Source organism: Streptomyces sp. NPDC058307 (assembly GCF_042880295.1).
GTDB lineage: Bacteria > Actinomycetota > Actinomycetes > Streptomycetales > Streptomycetaceae > Streptomyces.
In genome coordinates, this window is sequence record NZ_JBHVYZ010000102.1 from 1 (window position 1) to 20523 (window position 20523).

Below are 20523 nucleotides of genomic sequence, written 5' to 3' on the forward strand. Positions count from 1 at the left end.
AACAATTTGTGAGAAAACCCCCGTGCCATTCGGCACGGGGGTTTTCTGCGTTTCAGGTTCTTTTCCTTACGGGGGCGCTTTGCGCCCCCTTTTTCATTTACAGGCGGCCGGCTGCCTTCAGTGCCAGATATGCGTCGGCCAGAGCGGGAGCCAGGTCGTCCGGTGTCGCGTCGACGACAGTCACTCCGTGGCGGCGGAGTTGTTCGGCCGTGCGATGGCGTTCCGTCTGGGCCTGAGCGGCGGCCGCGGCCTCGTAGATCGCGTCGGTGTTGCCGCGGGCAGTGGCCATGCGGGCGATATGGGGATCCGCCACTGAGGCCAGAAGGACCGTGTGCCGTTGGGTGAGCTGAGGAAGTACGGGCAGCAGGCCCTCTTCGATGGGCGCGGCGTCGAGGCTGGTGAGCAGCACGACCAGGGAGCGGCGAGGGGCCGTACGCAGGGCTGTGGCGGTAAGACCACGAGCGTTCGTTTCGACGAGCTCGGGCTCGAGGGTGGCCATTGCGTTGACTAGTGACGGGAGCAAGTCGTTGGCTGTTCGGCCCTGGACCAGGGCGCGTACTCCGCGGTCGTATGCGAGAAGGTCCACGCGGTCGCCGGCGCGGGAGGCAAGGGCGGCCAGGAGCAGGGCCGCATCCATGGAGGCGTCGAGGCGGGGGGCGTCACCCACGCGTCCCGCCGAGGTACGGCCGGTGTCGAGGACCACGAGGATGTGACGGTCACGTTCGGGGCGCCAGGTGCGTACCGCGACGGAGGTCTGGCGGGCGGTGGCTCGCCAGTCGATGGAACGGGTGTCGTCACCGGGGACGTACTCGCGCAGGCTGTCGAATTCCGTGCCTTCGCCGCGGGTGAGGACGCTGGTGCGCCCGTCGAGTTCGCGCAGGCGGGCGAGCTTGGAAGGCAGGTGCTTGCGGCTGGTGAACGGGGGCAGCACACGGACCGTCCAGGGGACCTTGTGGGCGCCCTGGCGGGAGAAGAGCCGCAGGGGGCCGTAGGAGCGGATCGTCACTCGGTCGGCCTGGCGGTCACCGCGGCGGGTGGGGCGTAGGCGAGTGGTGAGGCTTCGGCGTTCGCCGGCCGGGACCGTCAGGTGATGGCGGGAGGCTTCCACCTCGGTGCCGGGCTGCCAGCTGCTCGGGGGCCAGGCGTCGCGGATGTGGGCGCGGAGCGGGCGGCCGGACGGGTTGGTGACCGTGAGGGTGACGTCGGCCGTCTCGCCCAGGCGGGCGGAGGTGTCGCCGGACCGGGTCAGACCGAGCCGTCGTACGGGTGCCGCCAGGGCGAAGTCGCAGGCGCAGGCAACTGCCAGAGGGGCATTGACCGCGAGGATGCCCGTCCAGCTGGGTTCCCAGATGCCGACGGGGAGGGAACCCAGGGCTGCGAGGAGCGCGGCGCGTCCGGTGAGGGCCATCAGCGGGGGACCGGGACGTGGGCGAGGATCGCGTTGATGACGGAGTCGGCCGTCACGCCCTCCATCTCGGCCTCCGGGCGCAGTTGTACGCGGTGGCGGAGGGTGGGGAGGGCCAGGGCCTTGACGTCGTCGGGGGTGACGTAGTCGCGGCCGGTGAGCCATGCCCACGCGCGCGAGGTGGCCAGGAGGGCCGTGGCGCCACGGGGGGAGACGCCGAGGGTGAGGGAGGGGGACTCGCGGGTGGCGCGGCAGACGTCGACGACGTAGGCGGTGATCTCGGGGGAGATCGTGGTCTTGGCGACGGCCGCGCGCGCGGCTTCGAGGTCGGCCGGGCCTGCTACGGGGCGTAGGCCGGCGGCCTTGAGGTCGCGGGGGTTGAAGCCCTCGGCGTGGCGGGTGAGGACGTCGATCTCGTCCTGGCGGGAGGGGAGCGGGATCGTCAGTTTGAGGAGGAAACGGTCCAGTTGGGCTTCGGGGAGGGGGTAGGTGCCCTCGTACTCCACCGGGTTCTGGGTCGCGGCGACCAGGAACGGGTCGGGGAGGAGGCGCGGGGTGCCGTCGACCGTGACCTGCCGCTCCTCCATGGCCTCCAGGAGGGAGGACTGGGTCTTGGGCGGGGTGCGGTTGATCTCGTCCGCGAGGAGGAGGTTGGTGAAGACGGGGCCGGGCTGGAAGGAGAACTCGGCGCTGCGGGTGTCGTAGACCAGGGAGCCCGTCACATCGCTCGGCATGAGGTCGGGGGTGAACTGGACGCGCTTGGTGTCGAGTTCGAGTGCGGATGCGAGGGCGCGGACGAGCAACGTTTTGGCGACCCCGGGGACTCCTTCTAGTAGTACGTGTCCGCGGCAGAGGAGGGCGACGACAAGACCGGTCACGGCGGGGTCCTGGCCGACCACGGCTTTGGCGATCTCGGTGCGCAGGGCTTCCAGGGCGGCCCGGGCGGTGTCCGGGTCCCCGGTGGTCCCGGCGTTGTCGGTGGTCGGGTCCATCATGAACGGCGTACCTCTCTTTCGAGGGCGTCGAGTTGGTCGGCTAGGGAGATGAGGGCCGCGTCGTCGCCGGGCGGCGGGCCGAAGAGCAGGGGGTGCAGGGACTGTCCGTGTCCGTCGCGGTGGAGGTGGGCGGACAGGGCGGGGAGCAGGGCTTCGGGCGCGTGCGCCTGGGCGACGGGGACGCCGACGAGGGGGGCGAGGCGGGTGCGGGTGGTGGAGCGAAGAGCGGTGGCCGCGCGGTCTCGGGCGTTGGCCTTGCGGTAGAGGCGGGCGCGGCCTTCGACGGTCTCGGAGGCGCGGATCGCCACGGGGAGTTTCTCGGGCACGAGCGGGCCCAGTCGGCGTGCCCTCCAGAGGGCGGCGACCGCAGCCGCCAGGAAGAGCTGAAGTGTGCCCCAGAGCCAGCCCGAGGGGAGCAGGTCGAGGAAGTCCTTTTCGTCGCCGGAGTCGGCGGCGGAGGAGTCGGAGAGCGAGGGGAGGTACCAGACCAGATGCGGGCGGGAGCCGAGGAGTTGGAGGGCGAGCGAGGCGTTGCCCTGCTCGTCGAGGGTGTCGTTGTAGAGGATGTCGGGCGCGCCGAGTACGACGGTGTCGCCGTCCCCGGAGACCGCCGGGACGCGCACCAGGGTGGGCAGGCGCTCGCTGGGGTAGCACTCGTCGTTGCCGGGGTCGGTGACGGTGTAGCGGATGCCACCGGTGTCGGCGGTCCCCGCGCGCTGGGCCGCGGGCAGGCCGCAGTCGGGGGAGAGCGTCGAGTCGAGGCTGGTGGCGGGGTCCGCGACGACGCCCGGGGCCAGCCGTTCGACGGACCAGCTGCCGGGGGCGACGAGGACGGTGCGGCCGTCGGATGCGGCGGTCGCGGAGCGCAGCCGGCTCTGCTGGCGGTGCGTCAGCAGGTCGGGTACGGCGACCAGGAGCGTGGTGTCGGGGCCGACCGCGGCGCGTGCCTGGTCCAGGGTGGTGACCAGGCGGGTGTCGACGCCGCGGTCGGCGAGGAGTTCGGCGACGGCTCGGCTGCCATAGGGGTCTGCGGAGCGCGGGTCGAGGCTGCCGTGGCGCTCGGTGGAGCGGATCGCCGCGATCGTCACGGCCGCGACGAGGAGCAGCACGAGGGCGAGTACGACGCCTCGCGTGCGGGTCCACACCTGGCGGGCGGTGGGAGAGGCCGAGGTGGACGGGAGCGTGGCCTCGGTGGTCATTCGGCGGCTCCCCGGCGGGCGTTGTGGTCCGCGCTGTGGCTGCTGCTCGTGTGGCCGCTCGTGTGTCCGCTCGTGGTGTTCGCGAGCACCGGCCTGGTGCGTTCCAGGTCGCGGTCGAGTTCGGCGATGCGCTGGTACGACTGCTCGGTCGCGGCCCGGCCGCCGTACGTGACGTCGTCGAAGTCCCGGGCGGCGGAACGCAGCCGGTCCGTGTGGGAGGGCAGGGCGCGGCCCGCTTCCGCGGCGGCCTCGTCCGCGGTGCGGCCGGGACGGAGGTCGAGCAAGGCACGCTCCTCCAGGGCGCGGACGATCGCGCGCATGCGCTCCTGTGCGGCCTGGTTCCAGTGGCCCTGGGCCGCGTGCGCTTCGGCGGCCGCGCGGTGGTCGGCGGCGCTGCGGGGGCGGTCGTCGAACAGGGCGGCGGCGGAGGCGGGGCCCCGGCGCGGGGTGCCCAGGCGCCACCACAGCGCGCCGACGACCAGGACGATCGCGGCGATGACGACGACCACGCCGAGTGGTCCGCCCGGTGTCGCCGACGAGGCGGCGTTGAACAGCTTGTCGACCCATTTCCAGAACGCGTTGAGGGCGCGCTGGAACCAACTGGGGTCGTTCTCGTGGTACATGCGCTTGGCCAGCTCGCGACGGGCCGCCTCCCGCGCGGGGCCGCGCGGGATCGTGAGCGGCGGTTCGTCGGCGGACCGTGCCGGTGACAGCGCGGAGGTGTCGACGGCGCGCAATATGGTGAGCACTCCCCCCGGCAGGTTCACCGCATCAGCTCCCGGGAGTGGCGCCGGTGCCGTAGCCCTGGACGCCGGCCGCGCGGGCCAGTTCGAGGTCGAGGGCCTCGCGGCGGATGCGCTGGTCGATGTAGAGGAGCACGGTGACGCCGGCCGAGATCGGGAAGGTGATCATGGAGCCGATCACCGAGCCGATGCCGCTGATGATGAGGAACGTCCAGCCGAGGTTGCCGGTGCCGTTGACGAAGCCGCCGACACCTTCACCGCTGAACGCCGCGGCGAGGAATGTGAAGGGGATGACGACGATCGCCGCCACGATGTTCGCGATGAGCCCGGCCAGCAGCTGGATGCCGAGCACCCGCCACCAGGAGCCGCGGACCAGTTTCGTGGAGCGGTTCATCGACCTCACGATGCTCTGCTTCTCCAGCATCAGCGCGGGCGAGGCCAGGGAGAAGCGGATCATCAGCCACAGCGCGACGACGCCGGCGCCGAGGACGCCGAGGACCGCGAGGGCGATACCGCCGCCGTTGGAGCCCACGGCGGCCACGAGGATGCCGGGCAGCGCCCCGACGGTCAGCAGGCCGAAGGTGATGAGCAGCAGCAGGAAGATCAGGCCGAACAGCCTGGGCACCTGCGGGCGGGCGTCGCGCCAGGCCTCACCGGTGGTGACCGGCCTGCCGAGCACGGCTCGGCTGGTGACGGTCGTCAGCAGTGCGGTCGCGGCGACCGTGCCGATCAGGGAGATCAGGAAGACGACGGTGGAGCCGACCATGGTCTCGCCCAGGGCTCGGGTCAGCTCGTCGGCGCTGGCACTGGGGTCGTTGAGGGCCTCGGTCCCCGCGCTGTCGTTCAGGACGAAGCCCTGGAGCAGGATGACGAGGACCTCGGTCACGACGGCGACGGTCAGCGAGATGCCGAGGACCGTGCGCCAGTAGGTGCGCATGGTGGAGACCGCGCCGTCGAGGATCTCGCCCACGCCGAGCGGCCGCAGGGGGATCACGCCGGGCTTGGCGGCGGGCGGGGGACCGCCCCAGCCGTTGTAACCGCCGCCCCAGCCCGGGGGAGGGCTGTAGCCTCCGGGCGGGCCGGCGGGGGGCTGCGTGCCCCAGCCCGGGCCGGGCGGCGGGGGCGGAGGGGTCTGACCGGGAGCGGCGGGGCCGGTGGGAGCGGACCACTGACCTGGTGGCGGCTGCTCCTGGGACCACTTCGAGCCGGCGTCCTGCGGATTGTCCTCCGGCTGCGCGGGCTTCGCGGTGTCGGGCCGGGTTACGGGCTCGGCGGGACCGGACGTGCCGGGCTCGTGCCCGTCGGACGGGGCGGATCCGGGCGAGGCCCAGCCCGGAGTGTCGTTCATCGTCGCTCCTTCACGGTGCCCGTCCGCGGTCGCGGCGGCAGGTTGGCAGCCATCGTGCCATGGGGTGGTGGGCGAAGGACCAGCCGCGGTATGCACTGCACACCTTCAATAGTCCGGCGGACAAGGGGCAGACTGATCGCATGGCTGATCAGTACGTGCAATCCGGCGAGGACAGCAAGCCCACCGAGATCCCGGCGATCCGCTGGGAGGAGCCACCCGAAGGCCCCGTGCTGGTGCTTCTCGACCAGACGAGGCTGCCGGCCGAGGAGGTCGAACTGGTCTGTACGGACGCGTCCGCGCTGGTGGAGGCGATTCGTTCGCTCGCCGTGCGCGGGGCGCCGTTGCTCGGCATCGCGGGGGCGTACGGGGTCGCGCTCGCCGCCGCGCGCGGGTTCGAGGTGGACGATGCGGCGACCGCGCTGGCGTCCGCGCGTCCGACCGCGGTGAACCTCGCTGTCGGCGTACGCAGAGCCGAGGCCGCCTATCGGGCCGAGCTCGGCAAGAGCGGTGATCAGGAAGCGGCGGCGGGGGCAGCGCTGGCGGCTGCGCGCAGGATGCACCAGGAGGACGCGGCGGCCAGTGCCGCCATGGCCGAGCGTGGGCTGGCGCTGCTCGACGAGCTGCTGCCGGGTGGCGGGCATCGGATCCTGACCCACTGCAACACCGGTTCGCTGGTGTCGGGCGGCGAGGGGACGGCGTTCGCGGTGGCCCTCGCGGCCCACCGCGCGGGGCAGCTGCGGCGGCTGTGGGTGGACGAGACGCGTCCCTTGCTCCAGGGCGCCCGGCTGACGGCGTACGAGGCGGCGCGCAGCGGGATGGCGTACACCCTGCTGACCGACAACGCGGCGGGCTCGCTGTTCGCGGCGGGGGAGGTGGACGCGGTGCTGATCGGGGCCGACCGGATCGCGGCCGACGGCTCGGTGGCGAACAAGGTGGGGAGCTATCCGCTGGCGGTGCTCGCGCGGTATCACCATGTGCCGTTCATCGTGGTGGCGCCGGTGACCACGGTGGATTTGGACACTCCGGACGGGGCGTCGATCGAGGTGGAGCAGCGGCCCGGACACGAGGTGACCGAGATCGTGGCGCCCCAGGTGCCGGTGGCGGGGGTCGAGGCGGGCGGCGGGATTCCGGTGGCGCCACTGGGGACGCAGGCGTACAACCCGGCCTTCGATGTGACACCGCCGGAGCTGGTGACGGCGATCGTGACGGAGGAGGGCGTGGTGTCGCCGGTGACGGCTGAGGCCCTTGCCGAGTTGTGTGCCAGGTCCCGGGAGGTGACGATCAGCTGATCCGGATGCGGTGGCCACGCATCCGCCCGACGTCCGCGGCTCGCATCCACGGCGGCGGTCGAGGCAGACAGTGACGGTCGGGTACGACTAAGGTCACTGGTCGGTGAGCTGTCTCACCACTGCCTTCACCACTGTTATGAGAATGGGACGCTCTCGCCCTGATCAACGCCAACGGCCCCTCTACCTGCGACGATGCGCGAGGCGAGGGGCCGTGACATCCAACGGCTATATCAAGCGGCGGTTTCCAGCGCCGATGTCGTCGAAATCCGGCTGTGCCGAAGGATTGCCTTGACGATCCGGGGGTGCAACCGGAGGTGGACCAGCAGCGTGCCGAAATGTGATCGATGCATGGGTGGGAGAACTCGACGGCGCCATCGTTGGGCATATAGCAGTGATGCGCCCGCACGGAGAGGACGCGGTGTCGCTCTGGATGCAGCAGAGTGGCGACGAGGAAGACCGAATCGCGGTGCTGGCCAGGTTGTTTGTCGTGAAGACCGCCAGGAAGCACGCGGTCGGTGAACGCCTTATGAGAGCCGCCATGGATTACGGCCGTGAGCGCGGGATTCGGCTGGTCCTGGACGTGATGACGAAGGACACAGCCGCCATACGCCTGTATGAACGCCTCGGTTGGCGCGAGATCGGCCGGACCTGAGGAATTGTCAAGACTTGTGGATGAGGAGTGGTTGCCTGCTGGCAGGCGAAGGGACTTGAGTCTCCAGTAGGGGGAGACACAAAGGTGGGGGCACGGACGGCGACACGCTCTACTCGATCGGCGACCTCGCTCGACGGACCGGTCTCACGGTCAAGACCATTCGGTTCTACTCCGATCGCGGAATCGTGGCGCCGACGGACCGCAGCCCGGCCGGCTACCGCCTCTACAACATCGACGCTGTCGCACGCCTGGACCTCGTGCGGACCCTGCGCGAGCTGGGACTGGACCTTCCCACGATCCGCAAGGTCGTGGACCGCGAGCTCTCGCTTCCCGAGGTCGCCGCGGCGCACGCCGAAGCACTGGCAGTGCAGATCCGCGTCCTGCGACTGCGGCGCGCGGTGCTGACGGCGGTGGCCGAGCGCGGGTCCACTCCTGAGGAGACGGAACTCATGCACCGACTGGCCCAGCTCTCCGAGGACGAACGCCGACGTCTGATCGGCGATTTCCTCGACGCCGTCTTCGGCGGTCTTGACGCCGCCCCCGCATTCGCGGGGGTCATGCGCTCGATGACCCCCGAGTTGCCCGAGAACCCGGAGGCAGAGCAGCTCCAGGCGTGGGTGGAGTTGGCCGAAATGTCCCTGGACCCCGATTTCCGCGCCGCCGTGCGGCGGATGGCCGAGGATCAGGCAGCCGAGCAGGCCCGAAGCGCCACGATGGTCCCGCGCCGAGACATCGCCGCAGCCGTCCGTGACCAGGCCGGCCCCGCCCTGACCGCCGGCATCAACCCGGCCTCGCCCCAGGCCGATCCGATCGTCGCGGCGTTCACGGCGCACTACGCGCACCTCCTCGGCCGCCCCGACGACGTCGAGCTTCGCCGCCGGCTGGCGACTCGGCTGGAGAGCGTGAACGACCCCCGCAGGGAGCGATACCTCCAGCTGCTCGCAGTGGTCAACGGCTGGCCGGCCCCGGAGAGTCTGGCTCCGGTGTTCGACTGGTCCGTCCAGGCTCTGCACGTCCGGACACAGCAATGACGGGGCGGTCACAAGGCGGCATGGGCCGGACGCGGCTGGCATCGGGTGAAAACGCCGCCACATATGATCGGTTGATGAGTGCCCCGGTCGTACTTCAGGTGGCCGCGTCGCCGGTCTCTCCCGCTCTCGTTCTTCGCCCCTGGCGCATGGAGGACGTTGCCGCATTGGTCGAGGTGAGCCGGGATCCCGCACTGCGCCAGTGGGCGAACTCTGTCGTGGACAACGACGCCGACGGGGCACGCTGGGTGCAGGCTCAGCAGCAGGGCTGGGCAGCGGGAAACCGGTTCGGCTTCGCCGTCCTTGAGACACAACCCGGTTCGGTTCGCGAACAGTTGGTGGGCAACGTGGTCCTCAAGGAAGTCACCTCCGGCAAACCGGCGGCCGAAGTGGGCTACTGGACCGCGGCGCACGCTCGCGGGCGGGGAGTGGCCTCCCGCGCTCTGGAGGCACTCACCAGTTGGGCCTTCGACACCTTCGCAGCCGACGGGCTGGAGCGTCTCGAACTCCTGCACCAGGTGGACAACCTGGCATCGTGCCGGGTTGCACAGAAGAGCCGCTTCGACTTCGACACCATCCTGCCCGCGGCACCGCCCTCCTTCCCCCGCGATGGCCACCTGCACATACGGCGCACGAGTGCCTGAGATCTTCCCGGCTTCTGCGGATCAGCTGAGGCTGCTCACGCCGAGAGGGTCTCGGAGCGTTCGACGAGATGGCCGCGTTCGAAGCGGGCCCCGGCACGGACCAGAGCGACGAGGTGGGGTGCGTTCACAGAGCGCCACGGACGAGCGATGGTGGATACAGGGTCTCGGGCTCACGGCCGCAGCGGTCTGGGCCGGCGCCCGCGCGTCGGGCAACGGACGACCGCCACTACTTCGGGTGGGCTTCGGCGCAGCGGCGATCTGTTTCCTGGCTGCACTTGCAGGACTCCTGATCGACCGGATGCGAGCAGCGAGACGCGGCCGCAGAGGTTTCGCGGATGACACTGCCGAGGGCGAGCCGCAGGAGCCTTGATCGATGCGGTTTCGAGGGGGTCGCTGCTGTGCCACTTCCGTGCCAGAACGGACGGGGACTCACGGGGAATCGAGGTAGGCCGAGGTACGCCAAAGTGCGTACCTCCCCACGCCGCCCAAGGCAGGGATTCCCAGGTCAGACCCGTGATCCCCCAACCTCGCTCCTGAAGCGGTGGGTCTATTCGTCCGCCTGACCCACATCGAACAGGCCACCAATGAGGGGGCTACCCCTGGACGGGAAGATCAGGATGGGTTGCCAGAAAGATCATGTAGGCGATTGCCGCTGCCGCCCCCAAGAGGGACAACGCGCCACCCACTACAGCTCGCGTCCTGTTCGCTCGCCCCGACTTTGATGCGCGGTACTCGACAAAGGCCCGCACCAGGCCAACGAGCGCCAGAGGCAGCGCGACGAAGCTGACCAGTATCCAGAACGGACAGCAGAACCAGAACCCCAAGGACGCTCCGCCGAACCCGACCGCAAGCTCTGCTTTCTCCTGCGTCTCGTCCGGGGTGCCAACAGAAATCATGGGCCGATCCAAGCAGAGGCCTTCCTGCCGTACAGCAGCGAGGTACAGCAACCGTCGCGACCCGAATCAACCGTCAGCAGCCACATGCGACCGTGTGACCAGCCGAGCAGACCTGAGTGACCGTCGTGCCCATGGTTCGCATCGAGGAGACGGGGGGAGCGGAGGGCCTGGCCTTGACTCGGTCATTGAGACTCCATCGACCTCGTGGCTCAGTTCACCTCCAGCGCTGTACGCGCGGTTCGGCCGAAGACGTCTACCGCATCGCTGACCTTTGCCAGAAGTGGGACGACTGCCTGTTCCGGATCACTTGGCCTGGTTGGGTCTCCGACGGGTGGCAAACGATCAACGAACTCGGCGAAGTCCATCAGGGCAGCATGGGCTCGCGTGAAGTCTTCTACGAGGGCATCGGGCCCAGTGAGCGTTAGTGCCGACAGTTGATGGAGTTGGACAGGGATGTGAGAGGTGATGTCCGCCCGACGATCCCTTGCCCGCTCGTCGTCCTCGTCCATCCTGCTGACGCCCTACAGCGTAGTTAGCTCAGCCATTTTCGATAGCGATTCGAGACAAATGGTATAGACCTCTCGGTGGTGCTCTTCCTGGCGAACCGCCTTCTGCTCCATCAGGTCACGAACCAGATTGCTGCGGCCAGCTAGCCAGGTCAGCCCCCCGGTGATCGCGCTAGCTCCCAAAGCCGCGCCTGTGGTGATGAGAGCCACCGAGGTCTCAGACACGCTTCTCCCCCTCTCGCCCCGCCTCTCGCACCCTCATGCGAGTCCAGGGGTACCCGTGGTCACGAACCGGCCGTCGCCCTGATCAGAGCCTGACATCCATCGCTGACATCAACGCCGAGGGACGCAGGCAGACAGTGACGGCCCGGTACGACTAAGGTCACTGGTCGGTGAGCTGTCTCACCACTGCCTTCGCCACTGTTATGAGAATGGGATGATGTCGTTTATGAAGGGACGAGTCCTTGTCGTCGACGACGACACCGCACTTGCCGAGATGCTGGGCATTGTGCTGCGTGGTGAAGGTTTTGAGCCGTATTTCGTAGCCGACGGCGACAAGGCGCTGGCCGCGTTCCGTGAGGCCAAGCCGGATCTGGTGCTGCTGGATCTGATGCTGCCCGGGCGGGACGGCATCGAGGTGTGCCGTCTGATCAGGGCGGAGTCCGGCGTGCCGATCGTGATGCTGACGGCCAAGAGCGACACGGTGGATGTCGTCGTGGGGCTGGAGTCCGGCGCCGACGACTACATCGTGAAGCCGTTCAAGCCGAAGGAGCTCGTGGCCCGGATCCGGGCGCGGCTTCGGAGGTCGGAGGAGCCGGCTCCGGAGCAGCTCGCCATCGGTGACCTGGTCATCGACGTGGCCGGCCACTCCGTGAAGCGGGAAGGGCAGTCGATCGCGCTGACGCCGCTGGAGTTCGACCTGCTGGTCGCGCTCGCGCGCAAGCCCTGGCAGGTGTTCACGCGTGAGGTGCTGCTCGAGCAGGTGTGGGGCTACCGCCACGCCGCCGACACCCGGCTTGTCAATGTGCATGTGCAGCGGCTGCGTTCCAAGGTCGAGAAGGACCCGGAGCGGCCCGAGATCGTGGTGACCGTCCGTGGTGTGGGCTACAAGGCAGGGCCCAGCTGACATGTCCGGGGACAGTGCCGCTTCGTCGCCCGAGCGGGCCGGGGTGAGCACGGGACGGCCTGTCGGGCGGACGAAAGCCCGCTCCCGCTGGGGGCGGTTCATCGAGGACGGGCTGCTCCAGGGCGGAGTCCAGGGAAGCCCGGTCCTGAGGCTCTTCATGCGCTGGGTGCGCCGGCCGCTGCTGCCCATGATGCGGCTGTGGCGGCGCAACATCCAGCTCAAGGTCGTCGCCACGACCCTGCTGATGTCGCTCGGCGTGGTCCTCCTGCTGGGCTTCGTCGTCATCGGGCAGGTGCGCAACGGGCTCCTCGACGCCAAGGTGAAGGCATCGCAGAGCCAGGCCACCGGCGGGTTCGCGGTGGCCAAGCAGAAGGCGGAGGAAGCCGACGCCGGGACCGACGACACGACTGCGGCGGACGGTCAGTCCGACCAGTTCGTCATCGAGTGGATGAGCAACCTCGTCTACTCGCTCTCCAGCGGCGGCCAGGGCGCCTTCGACGTGGTGAGCCTGCCCGTGGGCGGCGACAGCGGGAGCGGGCGCGGACCGCGCGCCTCCGGTGACGTCGATCCGACGGCCAGCGTTCCCGAGGCGCTGCGCGAGAAGGTCGACGACAGTTCGGCCGCCGCGCAGAGCTACACCCGGATCGTGTACGACGCCGAGGAGGAGTCCCAGCCCGCCCTGGTCATCGGCAAGCAGGTCAACGACCCCAACGGCGACCCGTACCAGCTGTACTACCTCTTCCCGCTCACCCAGGAGGAGAAGTCGCTCAGCCTGGTCAAGGGCACCCTGGCGACCGCCGGGCTCTTCGTCGTCGTACTCCTCGGAGCCATCGCCTGGCTCGTGGTGCGGCAGGTCGTCACGCCGGTGCGGATGGCGGCCGGGATCGCCGAGCGGCTGTCCGCCGGGCGGCTGCAGGAGCGGATGAAGGTCACCGGCGAGGACGACATCGCGCGGCTCGGCGAGGCCTTCAACAAGATGGCGCAGAATCTCCAGCTGAAGATCCAGCAGCTGGAGGACCTGTCGCGGATGCAGCGGCGGTTCGTGTCGGACGTCTCGCACGAGCTGCGGACGCCGCTGACGACCGTACGGATGGCCGCGGACGTCATCCATGACGCGCGCGAGGACTTCGATCCGATGACCGCGCGGTCGGCCGAACTGCTCGCCGACCAGCTGGACCGGTTCGAGACCCTGCTCGCGGACCTGCTGGAGATCAGCCGGTTCGACGCGGGTGCGGCGGCGCTGGAGGCCGAGCCGATCGACCTCAGGGAGGTCGTGCGGCGGGTCGTCAGCGGGGCCGAGCCGCTCGCCGAGCGCAAGGGCACGACGGTCCGGATCGTGGGGGACCAGCAGCCCGTCGTCGCCGAGGCCGACGCCCGGCGAGTGGAGCGGGTGCTGCGCAATCTCGTCGTCAACGCCGTGGAGCACGGTGAGGGCAAGGACGTCGTGGTCAAGCTGGCCTCGGCGGGCGGGGCGGTCGCGATCGCGGTGCGCGACTACGGGGTCGGGCTCAAGCCGGGTGAGGCCACGCGCGTGTTCAGCCGCTTCTGGCGGGCCGACCCGGCACGCGCGCGTACCACCGGCGGTACGGGGCTCGGCCTGTCCATCGCGCTGGAGGACGCGCGGTTGCACGGAGGCTGGCTCCAGGCGTGGGGTGAGCCGGGCGGCGGTTCGCAGTTCCGGCTGACACTGCCCCGGACGGCCGACGAGCCGCTGCGCGGCTCGCCGATACCGCTGGAGCCCAAGGACTCGCGGCGCAATCGCGGCCTCGATGACGCCGGCCTGCCGCGCGGAGGCGCCGACAAGGCGGCCACCGTGCCGGTCCAGCCGAAGAGCGACCAGGTGACCGCGCGGGACCCGATAGCGCCCCGGGCGGGCGCGGTGACCCCCACGGCTGATCCGACGGCGCTGCCCGGCAACGGCGCGCGCGTGGTGGCCCGGCCGGCGTCGAGTGCGGCACGGCCGGAGGACGCGTCCGCCGGGGACGTGCCCGGCGATGGGACGCCCGGGCGCCCGGACTCCGGGGCGAAGGAGTCGTACGAACAGCAGGGAGAGGCATTCCATGGGCGCTGACGGCGAGGGGAGCGGCCGGCACACGCCGGGGCGCGCGACGGTGTACGTCGCCTGTGGCGTCGTACTGCTGGCGGGCTGTGCCTCCATGCCGGACAGCGGGGATCTGCGCGGGGTGGACTCCACGCCGCGCCAGGACACGCAGGTGCGGGTCTTCGCGATGCCTCCGCAGGAGGACGCCGAGCCCACGGACATCATGCAGGGCTTTCTCGAAGCGCTGACCAGCGACGATCCCAACTACGAGACGGCCCGGCAGTACTTGACGAAGAGCGCCGCGAAGCAGTGGCAGCCGGGGCTGTCCACCACGGTGCTCGACGACGGGCCCGGGGCCGACGTCGTGCCGCCCGTGGGCCAGGAGCAGGCCCACGACAAGTCGTTCACGCTGGTCGGCACCAAGGTGGCCGTGGTGGACGCGCAGCAGTCGTACTCGCCGGCATCGGGGGAGTACCGGGAGACCGTGCACCTCGTGCAGGACAAGAAGACCAAGCAGTGGCGGATCGACAGCCCTCCGCGCGGGGTCGTCATGGGCAGGTCGGACTTCCAGCGGAACTACGTGTCCGTCAATAAGTATTACTTCGCCTCGCATACCAGGGCGGCGACGTCTCCGCAGACCGTGGCGGTCGCCGACCCCGTGTATGTGCGTGAGCGCGTGGACCCCATGACGCAATTGGTGCGGTCCCTGCTCAGCGGGCCGACGAGCTGGCTCGACCCCGTGGTCAGGACGAGTTTTCCCACCGGTACGGCCCTCAGGAGCGGCGTCTCCTCGCTGGCTCCCGACGACCGGAGCACGCTGACGGTCCCGCTCAACGACAAGGCCAGGAACGTCGGTCTGGATCAGTGCAAGGCGATGGCGGCCCAGCTGCTGTTCACCCTGCAGAACCTCACGCCTGCCGTGGACGACGTCGAATTGCGGGCGGGCGGCAAGCAGTTGTGCACCGCCGCAGAGAGCGAAGCCGATGCGGACACCACGCGCGGCTCGGTCGAGCGCCCCGGGTTCCTGTACTTCGTCAACGGCGAGCACCGGCTGGTACGGGTCCCTGCCGAGGCGGGCGGCAGCGGTACCAAGGCCGAACCCGTGCCGGTGCCCGGAGCCCTGGGCGACGACGACAGGGACCTGCGGTCGGTGGCAGTCTCGCGTGACGAGCACACGGCGGCCGGTGTCGGCGTCGACGGCAAGGCGCTGTACGTCGGGTCGCTGGTCTCAGGCGGGGCGCTCGGGGAGCCGGTGCTGGTCAGCAACGGCAAGACGGCCCATGACCGGCTGACCACGCCGAGCTGGGACACCGAGGGCGACCTGTGGGTGGCCGACCGGAACCCCGCCGCTCCCCGACTGCTGCTGTTCAAGGAGGGCGCGGGCAAGCCGCTGAAGGTGGAGACGCCTGGGCTTGACGGGCGTATCAAGGACCTGCGGGTGGCCGCCGACGGGGTGCGGATCGCGCTCGTCGTGGAGAAGGGCGGCAAGCAGTCGCTGTTCATCGGGCGGATCGAGCGGGAGGGCAGGACCGGGGATCCGCAGAGCGTCTCGGTGCGGGAACTGCGCTCCGCGACACCGGACCTGGAGGAGGTCACCACCATGTCCTGGGCCGGCGACAGCAGGCTCGTGGTGGTGGGCCGGGAACAGGGCGGCGTGCAGCAGACGCGGTACGTCCAGGTCGACGGCTCCACTCCGGAGGGGCCGCCGCCGGCCGCGCTCACGGGTGTGAAGGAGATCGCGGCGTCCGAGGACGACGAGATGCCCTTGGTGGCCTACTCGGAGGAGGACGGGATCGTACGGCTGCCGGCCGGGGCGCAGTGGCAGAAGGTGGACGTGGACGGGACGGCGCCGGTCTATCCGGGGTGAGGTGACGGACAGCGCTGTGAAGCGGCCGCTTTTGCCGGGGTGAGGCCCCCGGGTGAAGGGGCCGCTTTTTTGTTCTGGGGCGGGTGGGGATTCGCGTCAGGGCGGGCGGATCGGATTCGCTGAGTGGGGCGTGGCAGGAATCGTCGCAGGGGGAGTGATACGCGGGCTGCGTTCGGCCGTGGGCCGGGCGGCCGTACGGGCTGAATTCGTGGTGCGAACTGCTGTTCGCGTCGGGGTGGGGTTTTCCACAGGGAGTTATCCACAGGGATGGCCGGTTGGCTTCGGCGTTGGCACAGTGGTGGGCATGCGGGGGTGGTGGCGGGACCTCACGGATCTGGTGCTGCCGGCCGAGTGCGGAGGCTGCGGGAAGCCTCGCGCGGTGCTCTGTCCGGAGTGCCGCGCCGCCCTGGACGGGGCCGCACCGAGCCGGGTGCGACCGGTGCCGGAGCCGTCCGGTCTGCCGGTCGTGCATGCGGCGGCTCGGTATGCGGACTCGGTACGGGCGGTGTTGCTGGCTCACAAGGAGAGGGGGGTGCTGGGCCTCGCGGGGCCACTTGGTACGGCTCTGGCGGGGGCTGTGTGGGTGGCCGTGCGGGAAGCGGGTGAGGCGGGGGCTGAGGCATCGGGGTGTGGATGGCCTCGGGGGGTCCGGGGGCGGCGGTACGGGGCTTTGGGGCGGCCCTCCAGGGAGTTGGGGAGGGGTGGGTTTTGTGGGCGGGGGGAGGCTTTGGCCGCAGGCGATGTGTCAGGTGGTCTGGCGCTGGCAGGGGCCAGAGGAGTGCAGGCCGATGCGTTCATCGGTGGCGGGTGGGCCGGTGAGGGGCTCGGTGTGCCGGTGCTGCTCGTTCCCGTGCCGTCCGCGCGGCGGGCGGTTCGGGCTCGGGGGCATGATCCGGCCCGGCGCATCGCGCTTGCGGCGGCAGGTGAGCTGCGGCGGGCCGGGATGCCGACACGGGTGGTGGCCGTACTGCGGCAGCGGCGGGGCGTGGCCGACCAGTCGGGGCTCAACTCCCGGCAGCGGCTGGACAATCTCGCGGGCGCGCTGACCGTGGTTCCCGGTGGCGGACGACTCCTGGCCGAGGGGCTGGTCGTACTGGTCGACGACCTGATGACGACGGGGGCGTCCCTGGCCGAGGCGGCGCGGGCCGTCCGGGAGGCGAGGGCTCGGGAGAACCGGGTGGGGAACGCTCAGGAGAGCATCGCGTACCGCGGTGAACGCAGGACCGCCGGACATCGTGATCATCGGCAAGAGGGAGCACGAGAGCGCAGTGGTATCGGGCCTCTGGAGGCCCGTGTGCAGCGGGGAACGGACGGCCGTCATGGCGAAGGGGGGCACGACGGGAGTGGGTGCCGTAGTGGGCGAGTTGTGGTCGGATGCCGCGAGGATCCGGCGGGTCTCGTGTACACCGCTGCAACCCGGGAAGGCATGGGGGAACGGATGGTCACAGTGACGGAGGAGGACAGGGTCCGGGAGCGCTGTTCGGCGGCAACGGCGGGCGCGGAGGTCGTCCGTGACGTCATCTGCGCGGCTGTGGTCGCGGCATCGCCGGGTTCTTTCGAAATAAACCGGAACTGACTGCGTAGTTGCATCGTTGCAGGTTACGAGAAGGTCAATTCACCTGAACGGAGGTACGCCGCAGTAGAGGGTGACGACATCCGTCCAGGCGAGATATGTTCGGTTGTGTGAGAAAGGCGCAGGCCACACCTCGCAAATCCGAATGCCGTGCCCGCGGGATTTCCACCATCACCCGTGACGGTGGAATGGAGATCTTGCCCGCGGGGGAGGAGGTGCACGTCACCGAGTCCGAGGTTCCGGGGCTCACCGGAGCCTGGTGCAAAAGGGAGATGCTCCGCATCGAGGCGGAGCGATCCGGGAACGGAGTTCTGCGTGGACATCGTCGTCAAGGGCCGCAAGACCGAGGTGCCCGAACGGTTCCGCAAGCACGTGGCCGAGAAGCTGAAGCTGGAGAAGATCCAGAAGCTCGATGGCAAGGTGATCAGCCTCGACGTCGAGGTGTCCAAGGAGCCGAACCCCCGACAGGCCGACCGTTGTGACCGAGTGGAGATCACGCTCCGCTCCCGCGGTCCGGTGATCCGGGCGGAAGCGGCTGCCAGCGACCCGTACGCGGCACTCGACCTGGCGGCGGAGAAGCTGGACGCCCGGCTGCGCAAGGAGCACGACAAGCGCCACACACGCAGGGGCGCACGGCGGCTCACGGCGGCCGAGGTCGCCGACCACGTTCCGGACGCGGCGACGCTCGACGGCGATGGCCACCCCGTTCACGAGGAAGAGCCGGACGGCGTGCCCACCAAGAAGATCGGGTCGCTGGAGATCAAGGGTGAAGGCCCCCTCGTGGTCCGTGAGAAGACCCACGTCGCCTCCCCGATGACCCTCGACCAGGCGCTCTACGAGATGGAGCTGGTCGGGCACGACTTCTATCTGTTCGTCGACTCCGAGACGAAGGAACCGAGTGTCGTCTACCGGCGGCACGCCTATGACTACGGCGTCATCCACCTGAGCACGGACCCGATGGTCGCCCGGGCGCACTCTCCCGCGGCCGGCGACACGACGGGCAGCTGACCCTCCCGGATGACGGCTGAGCCGGTGCCCCTGGAGCGCGTGTGCGCCCCCAGGGGCACCCGCGTGCGACCACTTCCCGCCCCGCTCTGTCATCTCACTGACGTCTGGGCATGAAATCATGGGCCCATCGACCCAACCGGTGGGTCGTTGCCTTGGGTTGGCGATGGCACAGGACCAGCCACAGCCTTCAGGGGGAGGAATGATGGCGGACAGCTTCGGACCGCTGCACGGCCAGGACGCCGGCGACGGCGTCGTCGGCATGAGCGCGGACACGGGCTCTCCACGCAAGGAGCCGATCAGGGTTCTTGTCGTGGACGACCACGCACTCTTCCGGCGCGGGCTGGAGATCGTGCTCGCGGCCGAGGAGGACATCCAGGTCGTGGGCGAGGCGGGCGACGGCGCCGAGGCCGTAGACAAGGCCGCCGACCTGCTGCCCGACATCGTTCTGATGGACGTGCGGATGCCCAAGCGGGGCGGTATCGAGGCCTGCACCTCCATCAAGGAAGTGGCACCCAGCGCCAAGATCATCATGTTGACGATCAGCGATGAGGAAGCCGACCTCTACGACGCGATCAAGGCGGGCGCGACCGGATATCTCCTCAAGGAGATCTCGACGGACGAGGTGGCCACCGCCATTCGCGCCGTGGCCGACGGACAGTCGCAGATCAGTCCTTCCATGGCGTCGAAGCTGCTCACCGAGTTCAAGTCGATGATCCAGCGGACGGACGAGCGCCGTCTCGTGCCCGCCCCGCGGTTGACCGAGCGTGAGCTGGAAGTCCTCAAGCTCGTCGCCACCGGGATGAACAACCGCGATATCGCGAAGGAGTTGTTCATCTCCGAGAACACCGTGAAGAACCATGTGCGCAACATCCTGGAGAAGCTGCAGCTGCACTCCAGGATGGAGGCGGTGGTCTACGCGATGCGGGAGAAGATCCTAGAGATCCGCTAGGGCCCTCACGAGCGGCTCGCGCAGCTCCGGCGCGTCCACCCGCTCGATGTGGATGTCCGTGCAGTCCACCCAGCTCGCCGCCTCGACCAGGGCCTGGGCCACCGCCGGAACCGCCTTCGGGCCGTCGACGGTGACCTGCCTGGCCACCAGCCTGCTCCCCTCCCGGGCCGGGTCCACGCGGCCGACGAGACGGCCACCGGCCAGCACCGGCATCGCGAAATAGCCGTAGACCCGCTTGGGCTTGGGGACGTACGCCTCTAGGCGGTGGGTGAAGCCGAAGATCCGCTCCGTGCGCGCCCGTTCCCAGATCAGGGAGTCGAACGGGGAGAGCAAAGTGGTGCGGTGGCGGCCGCGCGGGGGTGTCCGCAGGGCGGCGGGATCGGCCCAGGCAGGCTTGCCCCAGCCCTCGACCGTGACCGGCACCAGGCCCGAGTCGGCGATCACTGCGTCGACCTGTTCGCCCTTGAGGCGGTGGTAGTCGGCGATGTCCGCGCGGGTGCCGACGCCCAGGGACTGGCCGGCGAGACGGACCAGGCGGCGCAGGCACTCGGCGTCGTCCAGCTCGTCGTGGAGCAGGTCGGCGGGGACGGCACGCTCGGCGAGGTCGTACACGCGCTTCCAGCCGCGGCGCTCCACGCAGACGACCTCGCCGTACATCAGGGCGCGCTCGACGGCGACCTTGGTGCCGGACCAGTCCCACCACTCGCTGGTCTTCTTCGCCCCGCCCAACTCGGTGGCCGTGAGGGGGCCTTCGGTGCGGAGCTGCTTGATGACCTGGTCGTAGGTGCCGTCCGGCAGCTGGTGGTTCCAGTGCGGGCGGCCGCGGTAGGCGCGGCGGCGGAAGGCGAAGTGGGGCCATTCCTCGATGGGGAGGATGCATGCCGCGTGCGACCAGTACTCAAAAGCGTGGGGTCGTGCCGGAGACGCGCCAAGGGGAGAGGTCGTCCAATAGGCGCTCTCCACCGTCTTGCGGCCCACCGCGCCGAGACGGGCGTACGGGATCAGCTCGTGGGAGCGGGCGAGGACCGAGATGGTGTCGAGCTGGACCGCGCCGAGGTGACGGAGGACGCCGCGGACTCCGGCACGGCGGACGGGGGTGCCGAGGAAACCCTGTGCCCGCAGCGCGATGCGGCGGGCCTCGTCGGCCGAGAGGTCGGTGGTGGGAGACGGGGTCGTCATGGGTCCGAAGATAGGGCCCGCCACTGACATTGATCCTGATACTCAGGTTCCGGTGGTCGTGGCTCTGCCACTGAC

At 69.9% G+C, this 20523-nt stretch carries 18 protein-coding genes; 10 read left to right on the top strand and 8 right to left on the bottom strand.

Annotated elements, in window-relative coordinates:
• Positions 1–97 precede the first annotated feature (97 nt).
• Genes ACFVYN_RS39215 through ACFVYN_RS39235 form a run of 5 tightly spaced genes read right to left on the bottom strand, consistent with a single transcriptional unit; the run spans position 98 to position 5690 of the window.
• The gene (locus tag ACFVYN_RS39215) at positions 98–1408 is read right to left on the bottom strand and encodes a DUF58 domain-containing protein (protein ID WP_390007226.1); all 1311 of its coding nucleotides are present in this window, start codon (positions 1406–1408) and stop codon (positions 98–100) included.
• Positions 1408–2397 (bottom strand): AAA family ATPase, encoded by a 990-nt coding sequence (locus ACFVYN_RS39220; protein WP_390007264.1) that lies wholly within the window; start codon positions 2395–2397, stop codon positions 1408–1410. Before ACFVYN_RS39220 ends, ACFVYN_RS39215 begins: the two co-directional genes overlap by 1 nt.
• Complete coding sequence (locus ACFVYN_RS39225; RefSeq protein WP_390007229.1) at positions 2397–3599, bottom strand: DUF4350 domain-containing protein; 1203 nt, start codon at positions 3597–3599, stop codon at positions 2397–2399. The genes ACFVYN_RS39220 and ACFVYN_RS39225 overlap by 1 nt, the downstream gene beginning before the upstream one ends.
• Positions 3596–4348 carry a DUF4129 domain-containing protein gene (locus tag ACFVYN_RS39230; protein WP_390007231.1) on the bottom strand — a complete coding sequence of 251 codons (753 nt, stop codon included), beginning with the start codon at positions 4346–4348 and terminating at the stop codon, positions 3596–3598. Before ACFVYN_RS39230 ends, ACFVYN_RS39225 begins: the two co-directional genes overlap by 4 nt.
• 22 nt (positions 4349–4370) lie before the next feature.
• Positions 4371–5690 carry a glycerophosphoryl diester phosphodiesterase membrane domain-containing protein gene (locus ACFVYN_RS39235; protein ID WP_390007233.1) on the bottom strand — a complete coding sequence of 440 codons (1320 nt, stop codon included), beginning with the start codon at positions 5688–5690 and terminating at the stop codon, positions 4371–4373.
• Positions 5691–5830: 140 nt separating this feature from the next.
• On the opposite strand from ACFVYN_RS39235, the gene mtnA reads away from it, so the two are divergent.
• The 4 genes from mtnA to ACFVYN_RS39255 all read left to right on the top strand — a co-directional run bounded on the left by mtnA (position 5831) and on the right by ACFVYN_RS39255 (position 9303).
• A complete protein-coding gene (mtnA, locus tag ACFVYN_RS39240; RefSeq protein ID WP_390007235.1) occupies positions 5831–6979 on the top strand; it encodes an S-methyl-5-thioribose-1-phosphate isomerase in 1149 nt (382 codons plus the stop codon).
• A 337-nt stretch (positions 6980–7316) separates the two neighbouring features.
• The gene (locus ACFVYN_RS39245; RefSeq protein ID WP_390007237.1) at positions 7317–7631 is read left to right on the top strand and encodes a GNAT family N-acetyltransferase; all 315 of its coding nucleotides are present in this window, start codon (positions 7317–7319) and stop codon (positions 7629–7631) included.
• 116 nt (positions 7632–7747) lie between these two features.
• A complete protein-coding gene (locus tag ACFVYN_RS39250; protein ID WP_390007266.1) occupies positions 7748–8662 on the top strand; it encodes a MerR family transcriptional regulator in 915 nt (304 codons plus the stop codon).
• Positions 8663–8736: 74 nt separating this feature from the next.
• Entirely contained in the window at positions 8737–9303 is a 567-nt protein-coding gene (locus tag ACFVYN_RS39255) for a GNAT family N-acetyltransferase (protein WP_390007240.1), read from the top strand.
• A gap of 593 nt (positions 9304–9896) precedes the next feature.
• On the opposite strand, the gene ACFVYN_RS39260 is transcribed toward ACFVYN_RS39255, so the two are convergent.
• Entirely contained in the window at positions 9897–10199 is a 303-nt protein-coding gene (locus tag ACFVYN_RS39260) for a hypothetical protein (RefSeq protein WP_390007243.1), read from the bottom strand.
• Between the two features lie 521 nt (positions 10200–10720).
• Positions 10721–10930: a hypothetical protein gene (locus ACFVYN_RS39265; protein WP_390007246.1), complete on the bottom strand. Its 210-nt coding sequence runs from the start codon at positions 10928–10930 to the stop codon at positions 10721–10723.
• A 211-nt stretch (positions 10931–11141) separates the two neighbouring features.
• Between ACFVYN_RS39265 and mtrA the strand changes: the two genes are divergently transcribed.
• From mtrA to ACFVYN_RS39295, 6 genes are all read left to right on the top strand, one after another.
• Positions 11142–11831, top strand: coding sequence for a two-component system response regulator MtrA (mtrA, locus tag ACFVYN_RS39270; protein ID WP_328481542.1), 690 nt, complete (start codon positions 11142–11144; stop codon positions 11829–11831).
• A gap of 1 nt (position 11832) precedes the next feature.
• Positions 11833–13902, top strand: a complete 2070-nt coding sequence (gene mtrB, locus ACFVYN_RS39275) for an MtrAB system histidine kinase MtrB (RefSeq protein ID WP_390007249.1) — start codon at positions 11833–11835, stop codon at positions 13900–13902.
• The gene (locus ACFVYN_RS39280; protein ID WP_390007252.1) at positions 13892–15739 is read left to right on the top strand and encodes an LpqB family beta-propeller domain-containing protein; all 1848 of its coding nucleotides are present in this window, start codon (positions 13892–13894) and stop codon (positions 15737–15739) included. The genes mtrB and ACFVYN_RS39280 overlap by 11 nt, the downstream gene beginning before the upstream one ends.
• A 304-nt stretch (positions 15740–16043) precedes the next feature.
• Positions 16044–17315, top strand: a complete 1272-nt coding sequence (locus tag ACFVYN_RS39285) for a ComF family protein (RefSeq protein ID WP_390007255.1) — start codon at positions 16044–16046, stop codon at positions 17313–17315.
• Positions 17316–17627: 312 nt separating this feature from the next.
• On the top strand, positions 17628–18320 hold the full coding sequence (hpf, locus tag ACFVYN_RS39290) for a ribosome hibernation-promoting factor, HPF/YfiA family (protein WP_390007258.1): 693 nt from the start codon (positions 17628–17630) through the stop codon (positions 18318–18320).
• Between the two features lie 202 nt (positions 18321–18522).
• On the top strand, positions 18523–19269 hold the full coding sequence (locus ACFVYN_RS39295) for a response regulator (protein ID WP_390007261.1): 747 nt from the start codon (positions 18523–18525) through the stop codon (positions 19267–19269).
• Here the strand turns inward: ACFVYN_RS39295 and ACFVYN_RS39300 are convergent.
• Positions 19255–20448 (bottom strand): winged helix-turn-helix domain-containing protein, encoded by a 1194-nt coding sequence (locus tag ACFVYN_RS39300; RefSeq protein WP_390007262.1) that lies wholly within the window; start codon positions 20446–20448, stop codon positions 19255–19257. The genes ACFVYN_RS39295 and ACFVYN_RS39300 overlap by 15 nt on opposite strands.
• Between the last annotated feature and the right edge of the window lie 75 nt (positions 20449–20523).

Coding starts and splice junctions, on each gene's coding strand:
- mtrB (WP_390007249.1), top strand. CDS start 11,833: ATGTCCGGGGACAGTGCCGCTTCGTCGCCCGAGCGGGCCGGGGTGAGC.
- ACFVYN_RS39225 (WP_390007229.1), bottom strand. CDS start 3,599: ATGACCACCGAGGCCACGCTCCCGTCCACCTCGGCCTCTCCCACCGCC.
- ACFVYN_RS39260 (WP_390007243.1), bottom strand. CDS start 10,199: ATGATTTCTGTTGGCACCCCGGACGAGACGCAGGAGAAAGCAGAGCTT.
- ACFVYN_RS39300 (WP_390007262.1), bottom strand. CDS start 20,448: ATGACGACCCCGTCTCCCACCACCGACCTCTCGGCCGACGAGGCCCGC.
- mtrA (WP_328481542.1), top strand. CDS start 11,142: ATGATGTCGTTTATGAAGGGACGAGTCCTTGTCGTCGACGACGACACC.
- ACFVYN_RS39280 (WP_390007252.1), top strand. CDS start 13,892: ATGGGCGCTGACGGCGAGGGGAGCGGCCGGCACACGCCGGGGCGCGCG.
- ACFVYN_RS39235 (WP_390007233.1), bottom strand. CDS start 5,690: ATGAACGACACTCCGGGCTGGGCCTCGCCCGGATCCGCCCCGTCCGAC.
- ACFVYN_RS39215 (WP_390007226.1), bottom strand. CDS start 1,408: ATGGCCCTCACCGGACGCGCCGCGCTCCTCGCAGCCCTGGGTTCCCTC.
- ACFVYN_RS39255 (WP_390007240.1), top strand. CDS start 8,737: ATGAGTGCCCCGGTCGTACTTCAGGTGGCCGCGTCGCCGGTCTCTCCC.
- ACFVYN_RS39295 (WP_390007261.1), top strand. CDS start 18,523: ATGGCGGACAGCTTCGGACCGCTGCACGGCCAGGACGCCGGCGACGGC.
- mtnA (WP_390007235.1), top strand. CDS start 5,831: ATGGCTGATCAGTACGTGCAATCCGGCGAGGACAGCAAGCCCACCGAG.
- ACFVYN_RS39285 (WP_390007255.1), top strand. CDS start 16,044: ATGCGGGGGTGGTGGCGGGACCTCACGGATCTGGTGCTGCCGGCCGAG.
- ACFVYN_RS39220 (WP_390007264.1), bottom strand. CDS start 2,397: ATGGACCCGACCACCGACAACGCCGGGACCACCGGGGACCCGGACACC.